General features: G+C 70.7%; 21 protein-coding genes. 14 read left to right on the forward strand and 7 right to left on the reverse strand.

Annotated features, from left to right (window positions below):
• Positions 1-119 precede the first annotated feature (119 nt).
• Positions 120-362, reverse strand: coding sequence for a putative acetyltransferase (locus D473_RS0106075; RefSeq protein ID WP_017608192.1), 243 nt, complete (start codon positions 360-362; stop codon positions 120-122).
• Positions 363-544: 182 nt separating this feature from the next.
• On the opposite strand from D473_RS0106075, the gene fdxA reads away from it, so the two are divergent.
• On the forward strand, positions 545-862 hold the full coding sequence (gene fdxA, locus D473_RS0106080; protein WP_017608193.1) for a ferredoxin: 318 nt from the start codon (positions 545-547) through the stop codon (positions 860-862).
• Between the two features lie 200 nt (positions 863-1,062).
• A complete protein-coding gene (gene dapC, locus D473_RS0106085) occupies positions 1,063-2,169 on the forward strand; it encodes a succinyldiaminopimelate transaminase (protein WP_017608194.1) in 1,107 nt (368 codons plus the stop codon).
• Between the two features lie 56 nt (positions 2,170-2,225).
• Here the strand turns inward: dapC and D473_RS0106090 are convergent, their stop codons facing one another.
• Positions 2,226-3,095: a hypothetical protein gene (locus D473_RS0106090; protein ID WP_017608195.1), complete on the reverse strand. Its 870-nt coding sequence runs from the start codon at positions 3,093-3,095 to the stop codon at positions 2,226-2,228.
• A gap of 207 nt (positions 3,096-3,302) precedes the next feature.
• Between D473_RS0106090 and D473_RS0106095 the strand changes: the two genes are divergently transcribed.
• From D473_RS0106095 to D473_RS0106125, 7 genes are all read left to right on the forward strand, one after another.
• Complete coding sequence (locus tag D473_RS0106095; protein WP_017608196.1) at positions 3,303-4,139, forward strand: 2,3,4,5-tetrahydropyridine-2,6-dicarboxylate N-succinyltransferase; 837 nt, start codon at positions 3,303-3,305, stop codon at positions 4,137-4,139.
• Between the two features lie 136 nt (positions 4,140-4,275).
• The gene (gene dapE, locus D473_RS0106100; protein ID WP_017608197.1) at positions 4,276-5,334 is read left to right on the forward strand and encodes a succinyl-diaminopimelate desuccinylase; all 1,059 of its coding nucleotides are present in this window, start codon (positions 4,276-4,278) and stop codon (positions 5,332-5,334) included.
• Positions 5,335-5,475: 141 nt separating this feature from the next.
• Positions 5,476-6,237, forward strand: a complete 762-nt coding sequence (locus D473_RS0106105; RefSeq protein ID WP_193373255.1) for an LOG family protein — start codon at positions 5,476-5,478, stop codon at positions 6,235-6,237.
• Positions 6,238-6,295: 58 nt separating this feature from the next.
• Positions 6,296-6,793, forward strand: a complete 498-nt coding sequence (locus D473_RS24290) for a hypothetical protein (RefSeq protein WP_017608199.1) — start codon at positions 6,296-6,298, stop codon at positions 6,791-6,793.
• 169 nt (positions 6,794-6,962) lie between these two features.
• Positions 6,963-7,553 carry a hypothetical protein gene (locus D473_RS0106115; RefSeq protein WP_017608200.1) on the forward strand — a complete coding sequence of 197 codons (591 nt, stop codon included), beginning with the start codon at positions 6,963-6,965 and terminating at the stop codon, positions 7,551-7,553.
• A 287-nt stretch (positions 7,554-7,840) separates the two neighbouring features.
• Complete coding sequence (locus D473_RS26365; RefSeq protein WP_083917920.1) at positions 7,841-8,008, forward strand: DUF3117 domain-containing protein; 168 nt, start codon at positions 7,841-7,843, stop codon at positions 8,006-8,008.
• Between the two features lie 74 nt (positions 8,009-8,082).
• Positions 8,083-9,558, forward strand: coding sequence for a leucyl aminopeptidase (locus D473_RS0106125; protein WP_017608202.1), 1,476 nt, complete (start codon positions 8,083-8,085; stop codon positions 9,556-9,558).
• Positions 9,559-9,620: 62 nt separating this feature from the next.
• Here D473_RS0106125 and D473_RS0106130 read toward each other — a convergent pair whose 3' ends face one another.
• Both D473_RS0106130 and D473_RS0106135 read right to left on the reverse strand, forming a co-directional pair.
• Positions 9,621-10,679 (reverse strand): GNAT family N-acetyltransferase, encoded by a 1,059-nt coding sequence (locus D473_RS0106130; RefSeq protein ID WP_017608203.1) that lies wholly within the window; start codon positions 10,677-10,679, stop codon positions 9,621-9,623.
• Positions 10,680-10,837: 158 nt separating this feature from the next.
• Entirely contained in the window at positions 10,838-11,473 is a 636-nt protein-coding gene (locus tag D473_RS0106135; protein WP_017608204.1) for an O-methyltransferase, read from the reverse strand.
• Positions 11,474-11,753: 280 nt separating this feature from the next.
• Here D473_RS0106135 and sigE point away from each other — a divergent pair, with 280 nt between their 5' ends.
• The 4 genes from sigE to D473_RS0106155 all read left to right on the forward strand — a co-directional run bounded on the left by sigE (position 11,754) and on the right by D473_RS0106155 (position 15,775).
• A complete protein-coding gene (gene sigE / locus D473_RS0106140) occupies positions 11,754-12,377 on the forward strand; it encodes an RNA polymerase sigma factor SigE (protein WP_017608205.1) in 624 nt (207 codons plus the stop codon).
• Positions 12,374-13,051, forward strand: a complete 678-nt coding sequence (locus tag D473_RS0106145; protein WP_017608206.1) for an anti-sigma factor family protein — start codon at positions 12,374-12,376, stop codon at positions 13,049-13,051. The genes sigE and D473_RS0106145 overlap by 4 nt, the downstream gene beginning before the upstream one ends.
• Entirely contained in the window at positions 13,048-14,115 is a 1,068-nt protein-coding gene (locus D473_RS0106150) for a LolA-like protein (RefSeq protein WP_017608207.1), read from the forward strand. Before D473_RS0106145 ends, D473_RS0106150 begins: the two co-directional genes overlap by 4 nt.
• Positions 14,116-14,182: 67 nt before the next feature.
• On the forward strand, positions 14,183-15,775 hold the full coding sequence (locus D473_RS0106155; RefSeq protein WP_241474716.1) for a trypsin-like peptidase domain-containing protein: 1,593 nt from the start codon (positions 14,183-14,185) through the stop codon (positions 15,773-15,775).
• 79 nt (positions 15,776-15,854) lie between these two features.
• Here the strand turns inward: D473_RS0106155 and D473_RS0106160 are convergent, their stop codons facing one another.
• Positions 15,855-16,994 carry an Mrp/NBP35 family ATP-binding protein gene (locus D473_RS0106160; RefSeq protein WP_017608209.1) on the reverse strand — a complete coding sequence of 380 codons (1,140 nt, stop codon included), beginning with the start codon at positions 16,992-16,994 and terminating at the stop codon, positions 15,855-15,857.
• Between the two features lie 414 nt (positions 16,995-17,408).
• Between D473_RS0106160 and D473_RS0106165 the strand changes: the two genes are divergently transcribed.
• On the forward strand, positions 17,409-18,410 hold the full coding sequence (locus D473_RS0106165) for a CPBP family intramembrane glutamic endopeptidase (protein ID WP_017608210.1): 1,002 nt from the start codon (positions 17,409-17,411) through the stop codon (positions 18,408-18,410).
• Here D473_RS0106165 and D473_RS0106170 read toward each other — a convergent pair.
• The gene (locus D473_RS0106170; RefSeq protein ID WP_017608211.1) at positions 18,400-18,867 is read right to left on the reverse strand and encodes a hypothetical protein; all 468 of its coding nucleotides are present in this window, start codon (positions 18,865-18,867) and stop codon (positions 18,400-18,402) included. The genes D473_RS0106165 and D473_RS0106170 overlap by 11 nt on opposite strands.
• Positions 18,864-19,361 carry a GtrA family protein gene (locus tag D473_RS0106175; protein ID WP_017608212.1) on the reverse strand — a complete coding sequence of 166 codons (498 nt, stop codon included), beginning with the start codon at positions 19,359-19,361 and terminating at the stop codon, positions 18,864-18,866. Before D473_RS0106175 ends, D473_RS0106170 begins: the two co-directional genes overlap by 4 nt.
• Positions 19,362-19,546: the final 185 nt, after the last annotated feature.

The following is a 19,546-nucleotide window of genomic DNA, read 5'->3' on the forward strand; positions in this document are numbered from 1 at the left end:
CGCACGGTGTCGCGGCGGGGCGCGGAGCTCGATGTGGATACCCGAGACGGTGCGCAGGGGGCTTCGCCCGCGGGACTGTGCCCCTCCTACCCGCACGGGAAAGAAGAATGCCTGGTTGATCAGGGACGTCCCCGGCGTTTCGGGGGTGTCTGCGGGACGACCCGGCTGGCCGCGATCGAATCCTCCGCCACCTCCGCCAGGGAGTCGTCGCGCCGCCGGAGCGTGAGGGTCCCCTGTTCCCAGGACTCCACCACCCCGACGATATCGGTGAAGCCCCCTTCCGGCAGGCGGATGCGCACAGTGACCCGCTTCCCGACGTCCTCGGGACCGATGCGGTGGACGAATCGTCCGGACAGATGCATGGAACGCGCCCCCCGATTGTGCTTCGAGTATTCTCCGAAGCCATACTAGGAGTACGACATCTGTGCCAATAGCTTGCGGACCCCGGCAGGGGCGGCGCCCGCACGCCGTCCCTGAGCCCGGGATCCGAAGGTCCCCGCCCTCTCCTTCGTGGGAGAGCGGGGGTGAGATCAAGGAGTACGACGTGACCTACGTCATCGCGCAGCCCTGTGTTGATGTGCTGGACAAAGGCTGCATCGACGAGTGCCCCGTGGACTGCATCTACGAGGGTGAGCGCATGCTCTACATTCACCCGGACGAGTGCGTTGACTGCGGTGCGTGCGAGCCCGTTTGCCCCGTCGAGGCCATCTACTACGAGGACGACCTGCCCGAACAGTGGTCGGAGTTCTACAAGGCCAATGTCGACTTCTTCGACGACCTGGGCTCCCCCGGCGGTGCCTCGAAGGTCGGCAAGATCGAAAGTGACCACCCGATCGTCGCGAAGCTTCCGCAGCAGGCCTGACGCGGGAGCCGAACCCAACCAGGGACGGGCGCGGCCCTGAGCGGTCCCCGCCCCGGGGTACCCCTATGGCGCAGAGGGTGCCCCGAGCACGTCAGAGCACGTGTGTCGCGTCGGCCTCCACACAGGGGGCCGACGCGGCCCCGTTTCCCGTGCGCCACGGCCGGTACCGGTCGGTCCAGATTCGGCAGGAGTGATCAGCGATGGGTGAGCGGCGACCGTTGGCGGACCGGCTCCCGGCCTTCCCGTGGGACCGCCTGGCCCCGTACAAACGCACCGCGGCCGCCCACGCCGGCGGCCTCGTCGACCTGTCGGTGGGTACCCCGGTCGACCCGGTCCCCGAGACACTCCAGCGTGCGCTCGCCGACGCCGCGAACTCGCCCGGCTACCCGCAGACGTGGGGTACACCGGAACTGCGCGCCGCCATCGAAGGCTGGCTGTCCCGCCGCCACGGCGTGGACGTGGCCGAGGGCGCGGTCCTGCCCACCATCGGCTCCAAGGAGACCGTCGCGTGGCTGCCGAGCCTCCTGGGCCTGGGGGAGGGCGACACCGTCGTCCACCCCGAGCTGGCCTACCCGACCTACGACGTGGGGGTGCGCCTGGCCGGGGCCGCCCCGGTCGCCTCCGACGGGCTCGCGTCGCTGGGCCCGGCCCGTGTGTCGATGGTCTGGGTCAATTCCCCGAGCAACCCCACCGGACGTGTCCTGGGGACGGACCATCTGCGCAAGGTGGTGCAGTGGGCCCGCGAGCGCGGTGCGATCGTCGCTTCCGACGAGTGCTACCTCGACCTGGGCTGGGACGGGACCGAGCCGGTCTCGATCCTGCACCCGGACGTGTGCGGTGGTTCCCACGAGAACCTGCTCGCCCTGCACTCGTTGTCCAAGCGCTCCAACCTGGCCGGGTACCGCGCCGCGTTCCTGAGCGGCGACCCGGCGCTGGTCCGGGAGCTGCTGGAGGTGCGCAAGCACTCCGGCATGATCGTGCCCGCACCCGTGCAGGCCGCGATGAAGGCCGCCCTGGACGACGATGCCCACGCCGAGGAGCAGAAGGAGCGTTACCGGGCCCGCCGCACGCGTCTGCGTGCCGCATTCGAGAGCGCCGGCTGGAAGGTCGAGCACTCCGAGGCCGGTCTGTACCTGTGGGCGAGCCATCCGGACCTGGACGCCTGGGGTGCCGTGGAGCACCTGGCCGAGCGCGGTGTCATCGTGGCGCCCGGCGACTTCTACGGCCGTGCCGGCGCCGGGCACGTCCGGGTCGCCTTCACCGCCACCGACGAGCGGGTCGGGGAAGCCGCCGCTCGTCTGGACTGATCCGGGCCGCGCGGGCGGACGGAGCGCTCGAGCGGGCGTGAACCGGCCGGGCCGCCTCAGTTCAGGGCGAGCTGTCCACCGCTGTCCTCACCGGTGTCCTGCCATGCCTCGGCCCCGTCGGTCCCGTCCGTGGCGGTCCACCGGTGACCGTCGTAGCCGACCGAGGTCAGCCCGTACTCCTCCGCGTGCGTGACCGACCACAGCGCCATCGCCCACCCGAGGTCCCCGGTGGCGGGGTCGTGGTCGGCGGGCAGGTCCTCGGGGCCGGTGCCGAACACCCGCTCCAGCTCCTCGCGCGCACCCTCGGGGTCGGCCCCGGTCTCCTGCAGGTCGGCCAGGCGCTGCTCGTCGAACCAGCACGTGGCCGCCGGACCATCGGCGCCCCCGAAGACCGCCATCATTTCCTCGGAGAGCTGTTCGTGCTGGTCATAGGCCCAACCGTCGGCGCTGCGCTGCACCTGTTGGGCGGCTTCGTGCACCGGCATGTCCCGCCAGCCCTCCACGTCCATCAGGGTGTCGTAGAAACCCCGGCTGGAGAAGACCGGGTCGATGATCTCGTCGGTCTCACCCCACTCCTGCGACGGGCGCTGCTGGAACAGGCCCACGGAGTCGCGGTCGCCGTGCTCCACGTTGTGGAAGGTCGATTCCTGCCACACCGTCGCGTAGGCCACCGTGACCGCCTCGGGCGGCAGGTCGCGGCTGAAGGCGACCCCGCCCACGGTCGCGGCGTTGGCGGCCTGTGAGACCCGTATGTCGTAGGAGCCCTCCGGCAGGTCCAGACGGCATCCCGGCTCGGTCTCCTCCGTCTCCAACGGGTCGACCGTGGTCAGCACGTAGTAACCCGCGGCGGCCAACAGGCCGCACACGAGCGTGACACTGAACAGGATCTTGACGAAGGCAGAGATTTTGCGGCGCTTACTGGGCACGTACGCCCCAAGAGGTCGGGAGCAGGAACGGGCACGGCCTGCTCCTGCGGACGAAGGGACGGGCGGGCCGCGCGCGGCGCACACGGCGCCTGCACCCGCATTCTAGTCGGCACCCGGAGTGAGCAGAGGGGAACCCGGGTCGTTGTGGGCTTTTCCGCGCGCGGGGTGTGGGCCCGCCACTCGGCGGAGTCCGTTAACGTGAGGCACATGACCAGCTCGTACACCAGCCCGCTGCCCGACCAGATCGACGAGCTCTGGCAGCAGCGCCCCGAACTCACTCCCGACCACACCGAAGCGCGGGAGGTCATCACCGGCGCGATCGACATGATCGACGAGGGCAAGGCCCGCGTCGCCTTCGTCGACCCCACCACCGACGAGGTGGTCGTCGACGAGCGCGCCAAGCGTTCCATCCTCCTCGGGTTCAAGGTCCTGGACATGAAGGAGTCGCAGGTCGGCGACTTCTACCACCACGACCGTGTGCCGCTGAAGACCCGCTTCGACGGTGTGCGTGTGGTGCCCGGCGCCATCGCCCGCTGGGGCGCCTTCCTCGCCCCCGGCGTGGTCCTGATGCCCTCCTTCACCAACATCGGCGCCTACGTCGGCTCCGGCACCATGGTCGACACCTGGGCCACCGTCGGTTCCTGCGCCCAGGTCGGTGAGAACGTCCACTTGTCCGGCGGCGTGGGTGTCGGCGGTGTCCTCGAGCCTCCGCAGGCCTCGCCCGTGATCATCGAGGACGACGCGTTCCTCGGTTCCCGCAGCATGGTCGTCGAGGGAGCCCGCGTGCGCACCGGCGCCAAGCTCGGTGCCGGCACGATCCTGACTTCCTCCACCCGTGTCTTCGACGCCGAGACCGGCGAGGAGCTGCCCCGCGGCGAGGCCCCGGCATGGTCGGTCTGCGTGACCGCCAACCGGAACAAGAGCTTCCCCGGCGGCGACTTCGGCATGCCGGTGCTGCTGGTGCTCAAGCGCCTGGAGAAGGGTGAGGAGCACGACAAGCTCGCCCTGAACAACCTTCTGCGCGAGCACGGCGTCAACGCCTGATCCGGGCACACGCCTGCGGTGCGGCCGAGCCGCGCCGTTTCCGGGGCGCTTCCTCCCACTGGGGAGGGGCGCCCCGGCGTCCTATCGTGGGGCGCGAGAGCAACGACACGGACCTGAATCGAAAGCGGGCGAGAGCATGCTGGACCTGACCTCGGACGCGGTGGACCTCACCGGCGTCCTCGTGGACGTGCGTTCGGAGAGTGGTGACGAGCGGGTCCTCGCCGACCTCGTCGAGGCCGGGCTCCGGGAACTGGACCACCTGACCGTGCACCGGGACGGTGACGCCGTCGTGGCCCGTACCGATCTGGGGCGTGATCGCCGGATCGTCGTCGCCGGCCACATCGACACCGTTCCGATCGTGGACAACGTGCCCTCCCGCGTGGAGGACGGGCGGATCTACGGCTGCGGTTCCACCGACATGAAGGCCGGGGTGGCCGTGCAGCTCCGCCTGGCCCAGCTGGTCACCGAGCCCGTGCACGACGTCACCTACGTCTTCTACGACAACGAGGAGGTCGACGCCTCCCGAAACGGTCTGGCGCGGCTCTCGCGCAACCATCCCGAGTGGCTGGCCGGGGACTTCGCGATCCTCATGGAACCCACCGACGGGATGATCGAGGGCGGTTGCCAGGGCACGATGCGCGTCGCGGTCGCCGCGTACGGCAAGCGCGCCCACAGTGCCCGTTCCTGGATGGGTGAGAACGCCGTCCACAAGGCCGGGGAGATCATCGACCGGCTGCGCGCCTACACCCCGCGGGAACCGGTGGTCGAAGGACTGCAGTTCCACGAGGGCCTCAATGCTGTCTTCATCGAGGGCGGTGTCGCCGGGAACGTCATCCCGGACGAGTGCGCCGTCGAGGTCAACTACCGTTTCGCCCCCGACCTGTCGGTGGAAGAGGCAGAGGCCCATCTGCGCGAGGTCTTCGACGGGTTCGAGGTCACCGTCGTCGACGCCGCCGCGCCCGCCCGCCCCGGGCTGGAGGCCCCTTCCGCCGCTGCCTTCGTCGACGCCGTGGGGGAGGGCCGGGCCCGTGCCAAGCTCGGCTGGACCGACGTCTCCTTCTTCTCCGGCCTGGGTGTGCCCGCGGTCAACTACGGTCCCGGCGACCCCATGCTGGCCCACACCCGCGACGAGTACGCGGAGACCGCCAAGATCGCCGACGCCGAAGAGCGGATGCTGGCCTGGCTGCGCGGCTGACCCGCCCGTGAGCCGCCCCGGCAGGCACGCTCGGGATCGGGGCCGCTCTTGTGGTGTTCCTGGTGCTCGTAAGAACTGTGTTGTCAGCGGATTCACTCATGTGTCGCGTGTGGGCCCTGATCAGCCGGATAGCTTTGGCCCATGACGGAAGAAGAGCAGATTCGCCGAGCGGGCCCCTTGACCTACCGTGGGCGGGCCATTCCCACGACCACCACCGACCAGCGGCTCCTCGACCGCCGAGGGCCCACCGACTGGGTGCACACCGACCCGTGGCGGGTGCTGCGCATCCAGTCGGAGTTCGTGGAGGGTTTCGGCCTGTTGTCGGAACTGCCCTCGGCGGTGAGTGTCTTCGGTTCGGCGCGTATCGAGCCGGGCACGCGTTACTACAACCTGGGCGTCGAGGTGGGCCACGAGCTCGCCGAGGCCGGGTACGCGACCATCACAGGCGGCGGCCCGGGGATGATGGAGGCCGCCAACAAGGGGGCCCAGGAGGGCGGCGGCCGTTCGGTCGGCCTCGGTATCGAGTTGCCCTTCGAGCAATCCCTCAACCCCTACGTCGACGTGGGGATGACCTTCCGCTACTTCTTCGTGCGCAAGACGATGTTCGTCAAGTACGCGCAGGCTTTCGTCGTGCTCCCCGGCGGGTTCGGCACCCTCGACGAACTCTTCGAGGCGATCACGCTGGTGCAGACCAGGAAGGTGACCCGTTTCCCCGTGGTGCTGGTCGGTTCCGACTTCTGGAGCGGCCTGCGCGAATGGATCGAGGGCGCACTGTTGGAGAACGGGCTCATCAACCCGGAGGACATGGATCTCGTGCAGCAGGTCGACGAGCCCGCCGAGGTCGTGGAGCTCATCCAGCGCACCCACAAGGACCTCGAGCGGGGGCAGGGCCAAAGCTCCTGACCCGTGCGGCCGCTCTCGCCCTCCCCAGGGGAAGGGCGCTTGTGGCACGATCGTTCCCGTGCCTGTCTTCATCATGATCCTCATCGGGTCGGCCGTGCTCGCCGTCCTTGTCGGCGTCGTCTACGTCGTACTCGGCAAGGGCGGTCAGCTCGCCCGATACGAGGCGGACTTCCCCCCACTCGACCTGCCCGAGGACCGACCCGTGCGGTCCTTCGAGCTCGGCCGCCTGATGGTCCCCCTGTCGCTGTGGGGTTACCACGTGCGTGCGGTCGACGAACTCCTGGTGCGCCTGACCGGGACCCTCAAGGAGCGCGAGGAGCACATCGCCGACCTCGAGTGGCGCCTGTCCCGCCTCGATCCCTCCTACGTCCCGGAGGGCATCGGACCGGACGCGGGAACGCGGGTTCCCGGCGACCCGGGGCCGACGGTCGGTGAGGACCGTTCCTCCCCGCGCGAAACATGCTCCGAGGGTGAGACCACAGACACTTCCGGGGAAGCCGGACGGGCGGCGCAGGAGACGTCGGTGGGCAGCGGAAACCGAGGCCACGGCGCCTGAGGGGCGTTCCGGGAGCAACACTCGGACAGAACGCTCATGTGTCGTGTATCACATTCAACCCGGCCTTCTCGGGTGATGCTTCGCGGAACTGTGCTCTATTGTCGCTTGCTGTACATGCGTCTCCCCGCCCCTCCTGCGGACGGGGACCCTTTGGGTGAGGATGGCGAGGATGGACACAGCAGCCGAGCTCGGACCGGGCCCCGACGGTGAGCACGGTGCGGAGGCTTCCGCTTCGCCCGTGCGCCGGATGTCCCTGTGGCCGCCGCCGCGCTCGAGCCGGCACACCGGCCGACGCCGCCGCAAGATCACGATCACGGCCGTGGTCCTGGTGCTCCTGCTGTCGCTCGGTGCGGGCGGCTACGCACTCTGGGCCTCCGTGCTCGACGAGACGGCCGCCCCCTCCGGCGACAACGACGCACCCGTCTCCGCTTTCGAGGGTTCCTGGTCGGGCCAGATGCGGCAGGTCGACACCGACGGCACCCCCGTCGCCGAGTGGGACGCCCAGGTGCGCATCGAGGAGGACGCCGAGCGCGGCAGCACCGCCTGGACCACCTTCAGCTGTTCGGGCACGCTCGAACTCAGCGCCCGCGACGGCGACCGGCTGGTCTACGCCTACACCGAGACCTCCGACCCGCAGGACCGTTGCGTCGACGACTCCGAGTTGACGGTCTGGCCGAACGAGGGCGGCGGACTCGACAGCGAATGGGCCTCCGTCACCGACGACGGGACCCGCATGGTCTCCACCGGGGTCCTCGAGTAGGGGGCGGTGCATCCGCCGCCCCTCCGGTTGCGGCCGGTGCCGATATAACCTTACTGATCGACGATTCTTCGTTGGTGGGCGTCCGTGGGGGGCGATCCGGCCGTCGTCCGGCGCACATCCAGGGATCAACGTCCGAGATAATGGTCGAAGAGTGATTCACGTCCCTTGAGTCGCATGGGCGTGGGCACACGTAGCCGGCCCGGGGCTCCGGAGCCGAGACGCAGCAGCGGATCGGCATCGGCCCAGTGGCCCGGCCACCCGCGAGGAACACCAGAAAGGGGAATGGCATGGCGGCCATGAAGCCGAGGACCAGCGACGGGCCTATGGAGGTCACCAAGGAGGGTCGCGGCATCATCATGCGCGTCCCGCTCGAGGGTGGTGGCCGCCTGGTCGTGGAGCTCACGCCCGACGAAGCCAACCAGCTCCGTGACGAACTCCAGGGTGTCGTCGGCTGACCCGGCGCATCCGCATCCCCCGTAACCCCCGAGGTACACACCTCCGACCCTGAGTGAACGATTGTGAGCGGCCTGTGCCATTCGCCACGGAGATCAGCCCGGTTCCGGGCACTCTCACCGAATCCACCGCGGACCTGCTGGTCCTGCCCGTGACGAAGGAGGACGGCTCTCCCTCCGGGGCTGTCGACGGCGGTCTCACCGCGGTTCTCCCGGCACCGCTCACCGAACTGATCGCTCACTACGAGCTCACCGGCGGGGCCGGCGAACTCTCCCAGTTCCCGGTCCGGCGCGAGGCCGGACTGGCCCGTCTGGCACTTCTGGGGGTCGGATCGGGCACACCCGACGACCTCCGGAAGGCCGGGTCCGCGATCGCGCGTGCCGCGCGCGGCAAGCAGCGTGTGGCGCTGGCCTGGCCGGAACTGTCCCCCGAGGCCGCCACCGCCTTCGCCGAGGGCGCTCTGCTGGCCTCCTACACCTTCACCCTGAAGTCCGGTGAGAGCCCAGAGGACAAGCGTCCCGCGCCCGCGATCGACCTCGTCGGCGACGCTCCCGCGGAAGCCGTGGAGCGCGGCACGCGCCTGGCAGCCGCCACCGCCCTGGCGCGCGACCTCATCAACACTCCCTCGCGCACCAAGACCCCGGTGTGGATGGCCGAGCAAGCCGGCGAGATCGCCCGCAACGGCGGGCTGACCGCGCGGGTCTGGGGCGAGGAGGAGCTGCGTGACGCCGGTTTCGGCGCCATCCTCGGTGTCGGCCAGGCCTCCGCGTGTCCGCCGCGCCTGGTCGAGCTCTCCTACACCCCCGAGAACCCGACGGCGCACGTGGCACTGGTGGGCAAGGGCATCACGTTCGACACCGGCGGCCTGTCGTTGAAGCCGAACGACAACATGAAGCTCATGAAGACCGACATGAGCGGTTCGGCGATCGTCCTGGGCGTGCTCTCGGCGCTGCGGGACGTGGGCAGCAACGTGCGGGTGACCGGGCTGCTCGCCCTGGCGGAGAACTCCTTCTCCGGTGACGCCACACGCATCGGCGACGTGCTCACCACCTACACCGGCACCACCGTCGAGGTCCTCAACAGCGACGCCGAGGGACGCCTGGTCCTGGCCGACGCCATGGGATACGCCGCCACCGAGCTCGAGCCCGACATCATCGTGGACGTGGCCACCCTGACCGGCGCGGCCAAACTCGCCCTGGGGACCGGGATCGGCGCGCTCTACAGCACCGACGACGGCCTGGCCACCGATCTGGAACAGGCATCGAAGGACTCCGGTGAGCCGCTCTGGCGGATGCCGCTGACCGAGGAGTACACCGAGACCACCCGGTCCCGGGTGGCCGACCTGGCCAACATCGGCACCAGGGGCACCGATTTCGGTCCGGCCGGGGCCACCGACGCCGCCCTGTTCCTGCGTGAATTCACCGGCGGTCTGCCCTGGGCCCACCTGGACATCGCCGGACCGGGCCGCTCGATGAAGGAGTCCGGTCTGTTCAGCAAGGGCGGGACCGCCTTCACCACGCGTACGCTGCTGCGCTGGCTGGCCGGGGATTAGCAGCACCACGGTCCCCGGGCGCCCCGCCGGTACCGAGTCGGCGGGGCGCCCGCACGTCGGGGTCAGGCCCCCTGGAGGGTGCGCTCCAGGGCGAAGGTCCGCTCGACCGGACGGAACCCGAGGTCGGCGGCGGTCTCGCGGGCCGCGGTGTCCTCCGGGTCGGTCCGGGCACGCACACGCTCCCGTTCGGGGAAGGCGCGGGCCAGTTCGGTGAGGTTGCGCAGCCACAGCCGGCTGCCCAGGCCCCGGCCGCGGTGCTCGGGCAACACGAGTGTCCCGGCCTGGTCGGCGGCCCCGGAACCGGGCAACAGGACCAGCTCGCTCAGACCGACCGCCGTTCCCGAGGTGTCGAGGGCGACCGACACCAGGGAGCGCACACCCTCCTCGGCCCGCCGGGCCTCCGCCAGGCGCACACGTTCGGCGTAGTCCTCCACGGCGGGTGAGTCGTCGCCGTCCGCCTGGCCGTCCTCGTCGCCGTGGGCCCGGCCGTGGCCCAGGGCCTGGCGCAGGCGGGAGCAGGGTCCCATCAGGTCGTCGGGGCACTCGTCCTGCCAGCCGGTCACCTCGGGCTCGCCCTCACCCGGGCGTACACGCTCGCGCAGGAGGGCGTCGACGGCCGGCGGCAGCGGCAGCTCCAGGACGTGCAGGTCCTCGGCGCCGACGACCTCGAACCCATGGGCGAGGGCGAAACCGCCGCCGGGTCCGGCGGCCAGGTCCTGGTCCGGCCCGGAGGAGATCTCGACGACCTGGGTGGTGCGGCCCAGGTCCGAGCCGACCGTCTCGGCGGTCCGCAGCAACGCGGTGCCGTGCCCGCGCCGCCGGGCCCGGGGCAGGACCGCGATGTCGACCTCGACGGTGTCGGATTCGGCCTCCTCGTCGTACTCCAAGAGCAGCGCGCCCACGGGCGTGCCGTCCTCCTCCAGCGCCACGAAGGCCAGGGCGTGCCCGCCGGAGCCGTCCGGTCTCAGGGCCTCGCGCATGTCCTCCAGCGGCAGCACCGCCTCCTCTGCGTCCTCGGCGCCGTCTTCGTCCAGCGCTCGGCACAGGACCTCGTACCAGGCCGTCAGCGAGGCCTCCTCGGTCGGGTCCACACGCCGGACACGGGTCGTCTGTGCACTCAATCGGGAGCCTTCCGTTCGGGGATCGGTCGGGGACCGGCCCGAACGTAGCGGACCGGGCCCCTGTTCCGCGCGTTTTTCGGCTACCGGTCCCGGGCCGACCGCCGGCGCCCCCGGAGGAGGAACCGGAACGGGGTCGGGTCAGGGGCCGGGAACAGCGCTCAGGAACGGATCGCTGCGAGCAGCCCCGGGCCCACCGGCAGCAACAGCGCCACCATGCTCTCGTCCTCGCGCACCATCCGGATCACCTCGCGCACCGCTGTCTCACCCGGGTCGGGTGCGCGCAGAGGGCCGTCCGGCTCGGGGGAGGCCGCCATCGCGTTGTGGAAGACCACCAGACCGTTCGGGCGCAGCAACCGCCGTGCCTCCTCCAGGTAGAAGGGGTAGGAGACCGCGTCCGCGTCGATCAGGACCAGGTCGTAACCGCCGTCGGTGAGCCGGGGCAGTACCTCGCTCGCCGCTCCGCGGATGAGTCGTGCCCGGCCCGCGCCCGCACCCGCACGGGAGAACAGGCCGCGTGCGAAGTCCTGGTGGGCGCCGTTGACGTCGACCGTGGTGAGGATCCCTTCCGGCGCCATCCCGCGCAACAGCCACAGACCCGACGTCCCGCACCCGGTCCCGACCTCCACGACCGAATGGGCACGGGTGGCCGCGGCCAGGAACCGCAGCGCGGAGCCCGCCGCCGTGTCCACCGGGGCGGCCCCCGAGCGGACACCGGCCTCGTGGGCCTCGGCGAGGACCGGGTCCTCCAAGGCGTCCTGTTCGAACCTCGTCTGCTCGGTCCTGGCCCAGCTCATGTGGATCGTGCTCTCCTCCGGCGTGGTGATGACGGCCTCCCACTGTGGTGGTGCGGGTGTCGGTCCAGGGCGATGACCAGGAAGAGGTCACTCACCGTAGGATGAAGATGGCCGCCAGGTCACGTCCCAGGCAAAAGACTAGCCTGAACCGGAGCGAACTCCGAGTGTGACCGCGGGAACTTATCAGGCGTCCCTGAGCGTTGGAACGGAATGAACGTACGTTGATTGCGACCAATGCCCAACTCCCCCGACCAGCCTCTCCTGAGGGTGGGTCGACCCGATGAAGGGAGCAGCGGTGCCCGAGACCGGCCCTGCCGTGGACTTCGAGCCATGGGAGCCCCCGAGCTGGGACGAGGTCGTCCGAAACCACTCCCCGCGCGTGTATCGGCTGGCCTACCGTCTCACCGGTAACAAACACGACGCCGAGGACCTGACCCAGGACGTCTTCATCCGGGTCTTTCGCTCCCTGGCCAACTACACCCCGGGCACCTTCGAGGGCTGGCTCCACCGCATCACGACCAACCTTTTCCTCGACGGTGCGCGCCGCAAGGCCCGTATCCGGTTCGAGGGGCTGGCCGAGAACGCGGACGAACGTCTGGAGGGCCGTGAGCCCTCACCCGCCCAGCGCTACCACGACCGGCACTTCGACGCCGACGTGCAGGGCGCGCTGGATGCCCTGCCCGCCGAGTTCCGCGCACCCGTGGTGCTGTGCGACATCGAAGGCCTCTCCTACGAGGAGATCGCCGCCACACTCGGCGTCAAGCTCGGGACCGTCCGCAGCAGGATCCACCGCGGCCGTGCGCAGCTGCGCCGCGCCCTGGAGCACCGGCGGTCGCTCGCCGCGCAGGCCGAGCGTGAGCAGGATCTGGACGGGGCGAACGTGAATCAGGGGGAGGCGCCGTGAGCAGCGAGCACCTGGGTGAGCGTCTGTCCGCGCTCGTCGACGGTGAGCTCGGACCCGACGAGCACGAGCGCGCGCTCATCCATCTGGCCAAGTGCGAGCCCTGCCGTTTCGAGGCCGACATGACCCGGCGCCTCAAAAGCCGCCTGCACGGCTTGGGCGAGCCCGAACCCGACCTCGACTTCATGGGGCGCCTGTCCTCCTTGGACGGACGCTCCGGACAGGACGGGCCGAACCCTTTCGCCCCTCCCCTCGGCGGCGGGTTCGGGGCCGGTCCCCCTCTGGGGTCCTCCCGTCCCCTCGGCGGTTTTCCCGGCGACCCGGATGGCCCGGGCGGCGAACCGCTCGCCGCGAACACCCCGGGGACCGCGGCACCCGGGGAGCCCCCGACGGCGGCGGAGGAACGCGGTGAGCGCGGCCGGTCGGAGTTTCTCGCCCAGCTGCTGACACCCTTCCCCGGCGGCAGGTACGCCGTGGCCGGGGCGGCCGTGGTCACCGCACTGCTGGGCACCGCCTTCGTGGCCGGAGGTGAGGCCGAGGACACCCCCGTGGTCGAGCCGCGGCTCGCGGACTTCGCCGTCGAGCACGCTGTCACCAGCCGTCACATCCCTGTCGAGACTTCGCCCGAGGCTCAAGAGACCCGGGCCGAGGCCGGAGCGGAGCAGGCGGGCCGGTGAGCACGGAGGATCCCTCCTCCCGCCCACGCCGCTCCGCACCTGCTGCACTGCTCGCCGTCACCGCCCTGTGTGTGCTGCTGCTGGTCTCCGCAGTGCACCCCGAGGCGAACCAGGTGCCCGCCGAGGGCGCGGACGACGGTCTGCCCGTGCTGCGTGCCGCCGCCGAGGCCGAGGAGGAGACACACTACGCCGCCGTCCGACGGGTCACCGGTCCCGAGGGGCGGTCGGCTTCACTGCGTGTGGCCAACCACCCCGACCGAGGGATCGTGTTCGCACCGGCCGGGTCCGAGGACGAACCCTTCGTCGTCGAGGCCTCCCAGGCCCTGGAGTCGCTCGACGACCGCCTGCTGGAGGTGCTGCGCGAGACCTACCGGGTGGTCGATGCCGGACGCACCGAACTCGGCGGACGCTCGGCCCGCCTGGTGGAGGCGGTGCGCGCCGACGGTACCGTCGCCGGCCGTTTCTGGGTCGACACCGACAACGACCTGCTCGTGGGGCGGACCGCCTACGACCGTGACGGCGGCGCCGCCCTGTCCATGAACCTGACCGACCTGGAGACGGGCGAGGGCGAATGGCCCGACCACGCCTGGACCGGCCAACCGTGGGGTGAGGCCCTGGAAGCGGGGGACCGCGAGGACCTGCGTTCGGAGGGCTGGGAACTCCAGGAGCACCTCACCTGGGACCTGCATCTGGTCGACGCCCGCGCCACACGGCACGAAGGACACAAGGTCGTGCACGCCGTCTACTCCGACGGGCTCGCCCAGATCTCGCTCTTCCTTCAGCGTGGGAAACTGGAGACGGATCACCCCACGGCCCCCTTCGGCGGATATGTCGGAACCGAACAGGGGGGAGCGGGCATCTCATCCGGACATGACACCATCTTCGGCGGCGATGCCGGTCAGTACCAGACCATGTGGCAGGCGGACGGGTTCGTCTTCACCGTCCTGGCCGATGCCCCGGCCGACCTGGCCACTTCGGCAGTGACGGCGCTCCCCTCACCCGAGGGGTCGTCGGGTTTCTGGGCCCGGGTCGAACGGGGCCTGGACCGTATGGGCCCCCTCTGACCGCAGCGCCGCGAACGAGTGCGCATCCCCGCCGACCCCGAACGCAGAGCGACCAACGGAGCAGGTCTTGAGTGCAGAGCACGGCCATCCCGGCCGTGGTGACGAGTCCGGGCGGCCCGTGGGGCCCTCCGATCCCCACGGGCCGCCCGGGGCCGGGTCCCCCGATCCCCACGCCATGCCCTCCCGCAGCGGAGAACCCATGAACCAGCCCCCGCCCCAGGGCCCGAGCGAGCGTCCCGGGCCCCCACAACCCTCCGGTACCGGTTCCCAGCCCTCCTTCGGGTCGCCCCGGCCCCCCGCCGGGGCTTCGGGCCGGCAGCAGTGGCACCAGCCCGATCCGCAGCAGGCCGGCGCCCAGCAGCCGGGGCCGCAACAGCCAGCACCCCAGGGTCCCGGCCCGCAGCAGGGCGGGCGGCAGGAGCCGGACCCGCAGCAACAAGGCACGCCCCCGGTCGTCCCCCGGCCCGTACCCGGGGCCGTCCCTGCCGCCCAGATCCCGGTCGGTGCGGGTGGGCAGCCACCCCACGCCCCCGGCCCCCAGGCACAGCACGAGGGCGGGGGAGCGCCCCGCGGGCGCCGTGGGATCCCAGCCTGGATGGCGCTGTCGGGCATGCTCGTGGTCGCCCTCATCGCCGGAGGGGCCGGCGGTCTCGCCGGGACCGTACTCGGCCCTGCGGGAGGCGGTGCCGAAGAGGAGCAGGGTGAATCGCCGCAGATGAACGAGCCGCCGCCCGAGGCGCCCGAACGCGACCCCGGCACCACAGCGGGTGTGGCGCAGCGGGTCAGCCCCAGCGTCGTGCACATCATGAGCGCCGATCCCCGGATCCCCGCCACGGGTTCCGGCTTCGTGATCGAGGGCGGCTACGTCGTCACCAACCACCACGTCGCCGAACCGTTGGAGGAGGGCGTCCACATCGAGTACAGCGACGGAAGCACCTCCGAGGCCACCATCGTGGGCACCGAGCCGGAGTACGATCTGGCGGTGCTGCACCTGGAGGACCCGCACGAGGTCGAGCCGCTGGAGTTCGGCGACTCCGAGCAGGCCATCGTCGGTGACGAGGTCATCGCCATCGGTGCGCCGCTGGGCCTCGCGGGCACCGTCACCCAGGGCATCATCAGTGCCCTGGACCGGCCGGTGGGCTCGGAGGAGGGCGGCAGCCAGTTCTACGCCATCCAGACCGACGCCGCGATCAACCCCGGCAATTCCGGCGGCCCGCTCGTCGACGGCCGGGGCCGGGTCATCGGCGTGAACTCCATGATCGTCACGATGAACGGCATGACGGGTGAACCCCAGGGCAACATCGGCCTCGGGTTCGCGGTGCCCTCGGCCGACGCCGAGGGGGTCGTCTCCTCCCTCGTCGAGAACGGCGGGGAGTCCGACGAGGAGTACGCCGACCTCGGGGTCGCCCTGGACACCGAGAGCCCCATCGCCGGCGCGGTCATCGACGACGACGGGGTGCAGGCCGGCGGACCGGCAGACGAGGCGGGGCTGGAGGCCGGGGACGTGCTCGTGGAGTTCGACGACCGGCGCCTCAGCTCCGGCCAGGAACTCATGGCGATGCTGCGCGACTACGGGCCCGGCGAGGAGGTCGAGGTCGGTTACGAACGCGACGGCGGCAACGACTCGACCATGGTCACCCTGGGGTCCTCGGAGGAATGACACCCCGTACACGTGGCGCCCGCGCACACTCCTCGGTGTGCACGGGCGCCACGTCGCGGATGGAGGAAGGAGGACCGGGTCAGCGCTCTGCCGGGGAGATCCCCAGCTGCATGCCCGCGAGTCCGCGGGGCTTGCCGACCAGATTCCCGGCCATCTCGTTGATGATCTTGCTGACCTCGTTGTCGGGCTCGCTCAGTACCAAGGGCTCGCCGGCGTCGCTGCCCTCGCGCACGCGAGGATCCAGCGGAACCTGGCCCAGCAGTGGGATCTGGGTCCCCAGCGTCTTGGACAGCGCGTCGGCGACGCGCTGACCGCCGCCCTCACCGAAGAGGTGCAGCTTCTCGCCACCCTCCGGCGGGAGGAAGTAGGACATGTTCTCGATGACACCGGCGATGCGCTGGTGCGTCTGTGCGGTGATCGCACCGGCGCGCTCGGCGACCTCGGCGGCGGCCTGCTGCGGCGTGGTGACCACGAGCAGCTCGGCGTTGGGCAGCATCTGGGCGACGGAGATGGCGATGTCGCCTGTGCCCGGGGGCAGGTCCATGAGCAGGACGTCCAGGTCACCCCAGAAGACGTCGGACAGGAACTGCTGGAGCGCCCGGTGCAGCATCGGACCGCGCCAGACCACCGGCTGGTTGCCCTGCGTGAACATTCCGACGGAAATGACCTTGATGTCGTGCGCCGTCGGCGGCAGGATCATGTCCTCGACCTTGGTCGGGAAGTCCGACGCACCGAGCATGCGGGGCACGGAGTGGCCGTAGATGTCGGCGTCGACCACGCCGACCTTGTGGCCCTCGGCGGCCATGGCGGCGGCGAGGTTCACGGTCACGGAGGATTTGCCGACGCCGCCCTTGCCGGACGCGACGGCGTAGACCTTGGTGAGCGAGTTCGGCTTGGCGAAGGGGATCTCCTTCTCCGCCTGGCCGCCACGCAGCTTGGTCTGCAGGTCCTTGCGCTGTTCGTCACTCATGACGTCGAGCTCGACCGTCACATGACGGACGCCCTCGACGGTGCGCACGGCCTCGGACACATCGTTCTCGATTCGCCCCTTCATGGGGCAACCGGCCACCGTGAGGTAGATCCCCACGTGCACGGCACCGTCGTCAGCGACGTCGACGCTCTTGACCATGCCCAGGTCGGTGATGGGTCGGTGGATCTCCGGGTCTTGCACCGTGGTCAGGGCCTTGTGCACCTGCTCGGTGGATGGTGTGGAGGACATGTACCCAATCGTAGGTCAGCGGGACGGGGAACAGGTCTGTGCACAGCCCGCGCACGGACCATTGTTCCCAACGAGGGCGGCGCATACCCCTATTCCGCGCCCTGGGTGTCCGGGACGTCCGACATGGCCGAGGCCGTGGGGGCGGGTCCGCTGCGTGCGCAGGTGGTAACGGCGCGGTCTTAACACTGGCAATACACCGCCGGATAGTAGCCTCGGCGCACGATGGGAAATGTGCCGCCACCGCCTGGTTCGTCCTGGCCCGCTGCCCCGGAGGGGGTCGAGGGGCCGGTCGACGGGCGGTATCCGCAGGATCAGGACTGGGCCGACCCGCCCGGTGGCAGGCTGACCCCACCCGGGGGACATCCTGAGGTCGACACGGACTCGGGGGTGTGGGCTTGGCCACCCCCGCGGCCGGTGCGCACCAGCGCCTTCGCGCCCGCGGAGGTTCCGTCCGGTGAGTCCTACCACACCTTGGCCCGGACCACACGGTCGCGCTGGTGGATGGCGCCGCTGACGCTGCTGGTCTTCGCCCTCCTGCTGTCCGTCCTGTGGATGGGCGTGGTTCTGGCGATGACCATCGTCTCGGTCATCGGCGGCAGCGGGCTCGCCCCGGACTCGATGAGTATCGGTGCCATCGCCACGCTCGCCTTCGGACTCGCGTCCACGGCGCTGCTCATGCCGATCGTCTTCTTCCTGGTGCGCGTGGTGCAGTGGCGCCGCCTCGGTTCCCTGATGTCGGTCGAGGGCACGCTCCGGTGGTCCTGGCTGGTCCGCTGCCTGGTGTTGGCCCTCGGGCCCGTGGCGCTGTGTCTGCTGCTGTCCTGGGCGCTCTCCGACACCCTCGTGGCCGGTACCGCGCCCGAGGCGGTCTCGTCCGTCGCGGTATCGGGGACCGGGGTCTTCCTGGGGGCGCTGCTGGTCATCTTCCTCGTCGTGCCCTTCCAGGCCGCCGCGGAGGAGGTGACCCTGCGCGGCATGGTCATGCAACTCGTCGGGTCGCTCGTGCCCCGGGAGAGCACCAGCGCCGCCGCGCGTGTGCTGCGTTCGCCCTGGCCGGCGATCCTCGCGGCCGGAACCCTGTTCGCGTGTCTGTACGCGGCGGGCCACCCCGGCAACGTGTGGACCACCGCCGCCCTCGCCGTGCTGGGCGTGGCGATGGCCTGGTTGACCTGGCGTACCGGCGGTATCGAGGCCGCGGTCGGACTCCACCTGGTCAACAGCCTCGTGCAGTACACCCTGGTCGTCTACGACGGCCGCATCGACGAGATCGGGACCGGCGCCGTGGTCGGGGCCGGGCTGCCGCCGGGCGCGGGTACCCCCTTCGGGTTCGTGTTCACCGTCGTGCAGGCCGGTCTGTTCACGCTGCTGGTCGTGGTCTCCGCGCGCCGTCACGGGGTGAGCCGGGTCAGTCCTTGACCGGCCCCTCACCGTCTTGGCCGCCGAACTCCCCGCCCACGTCCGTGTGCAGGAGTTCGGCCAGCGACGCGAACACCGTGGCCACCAGCAACGACACCGACAACCAGTACCCCGGCAGGTTCTGTCCCGGGGCCATGGCCTGCAGGGCGTTCTGGCGCTGCACCACCATCGCGGTCGCCGAGACGGTCACCAACAGGCCCATGAGCACCATCAGGATCGACGGTCTACGCAGGCCCACGAATGCCAGAGCCGCCGCAGCCACCACCAGAACGGCCACCGGGCCCGGACCCGGGACCGGGGCGCCCGACGGTGCCAGCGCGAGCACCTCGAACCCGGTCAGGCTCTCCGGAGACGGATGCGCGCCCGCGAGCCCGTAGAACGGCAGTACGAAGCACACCAGTGCCGCCGCCGGGGCCAGGATCCGAGCCAGGGTGAGTCCGCGTGGCGGGCGGCTCACGCGCTCCTCCGCGCAGCGCCGTCGCCGGTTCCGCCCGGGCCGGGGGACGGCTCCGGTCCCGACCGCTCGGGGAAGACCCACGTGCGGTACGAGAAGAACCGGAACAGCGTGCCGAGACCGACACCTACGACGTTGCCTGCGATGTTCTGCGCGAGGGGGCCGTCGAACCCGAGCACGTACAGGGAGAAGGCCTGGCACCCCAGCTGGACGAGCATGCCGACACCGTTCATCGCCAGGAACAGCACCGTCTCGCGTCCGTAGCCGGTCCGCGCGCGAGAGGCGAAGGTCCAGAAGCGGTTGCCCGCGAAGGCCACCGCGATGGAACAGACGGTGCCGATGACCTGGCCCGTCATGACCGGCAGGCCGGTCAGGGCCCACAGCAGGTTGGTCACGCCCAGCTGCACCACGTACGCCACGGCACCCACGGAGCCGAAACGGGCGATCTCTCCCGCCAGCTTCGCCGCCCGGGGGTGGTTCTCGAGGAAGTGACGCACGGACGGCCTCCGCTCGTTCCGTAAGGGGTACTGCCTGGCGTTCCGACGGCCCTCGGCACAGTGGGCGCTTCGGTTTCCCCTCTGTGCACGTCCTAGACTCTAACGAGGGGGAACCCTGTCGACCCCGGCCGCGGGTTCCGAGCCTTCGGGCCGGGTTCCACCCGGAGCGGAACCGCCCCGTCACC

The organism is Nocardiopsis xinjiangensis YIM 90004, assembly GCF_000341145.1.
GTDB lineage: Bacteria > Actinomycetota > Actinomycetes > Streptosporangiales > Streptosporangiaceae > Nocardiopsis > Nocardiopsis xinjiangensis.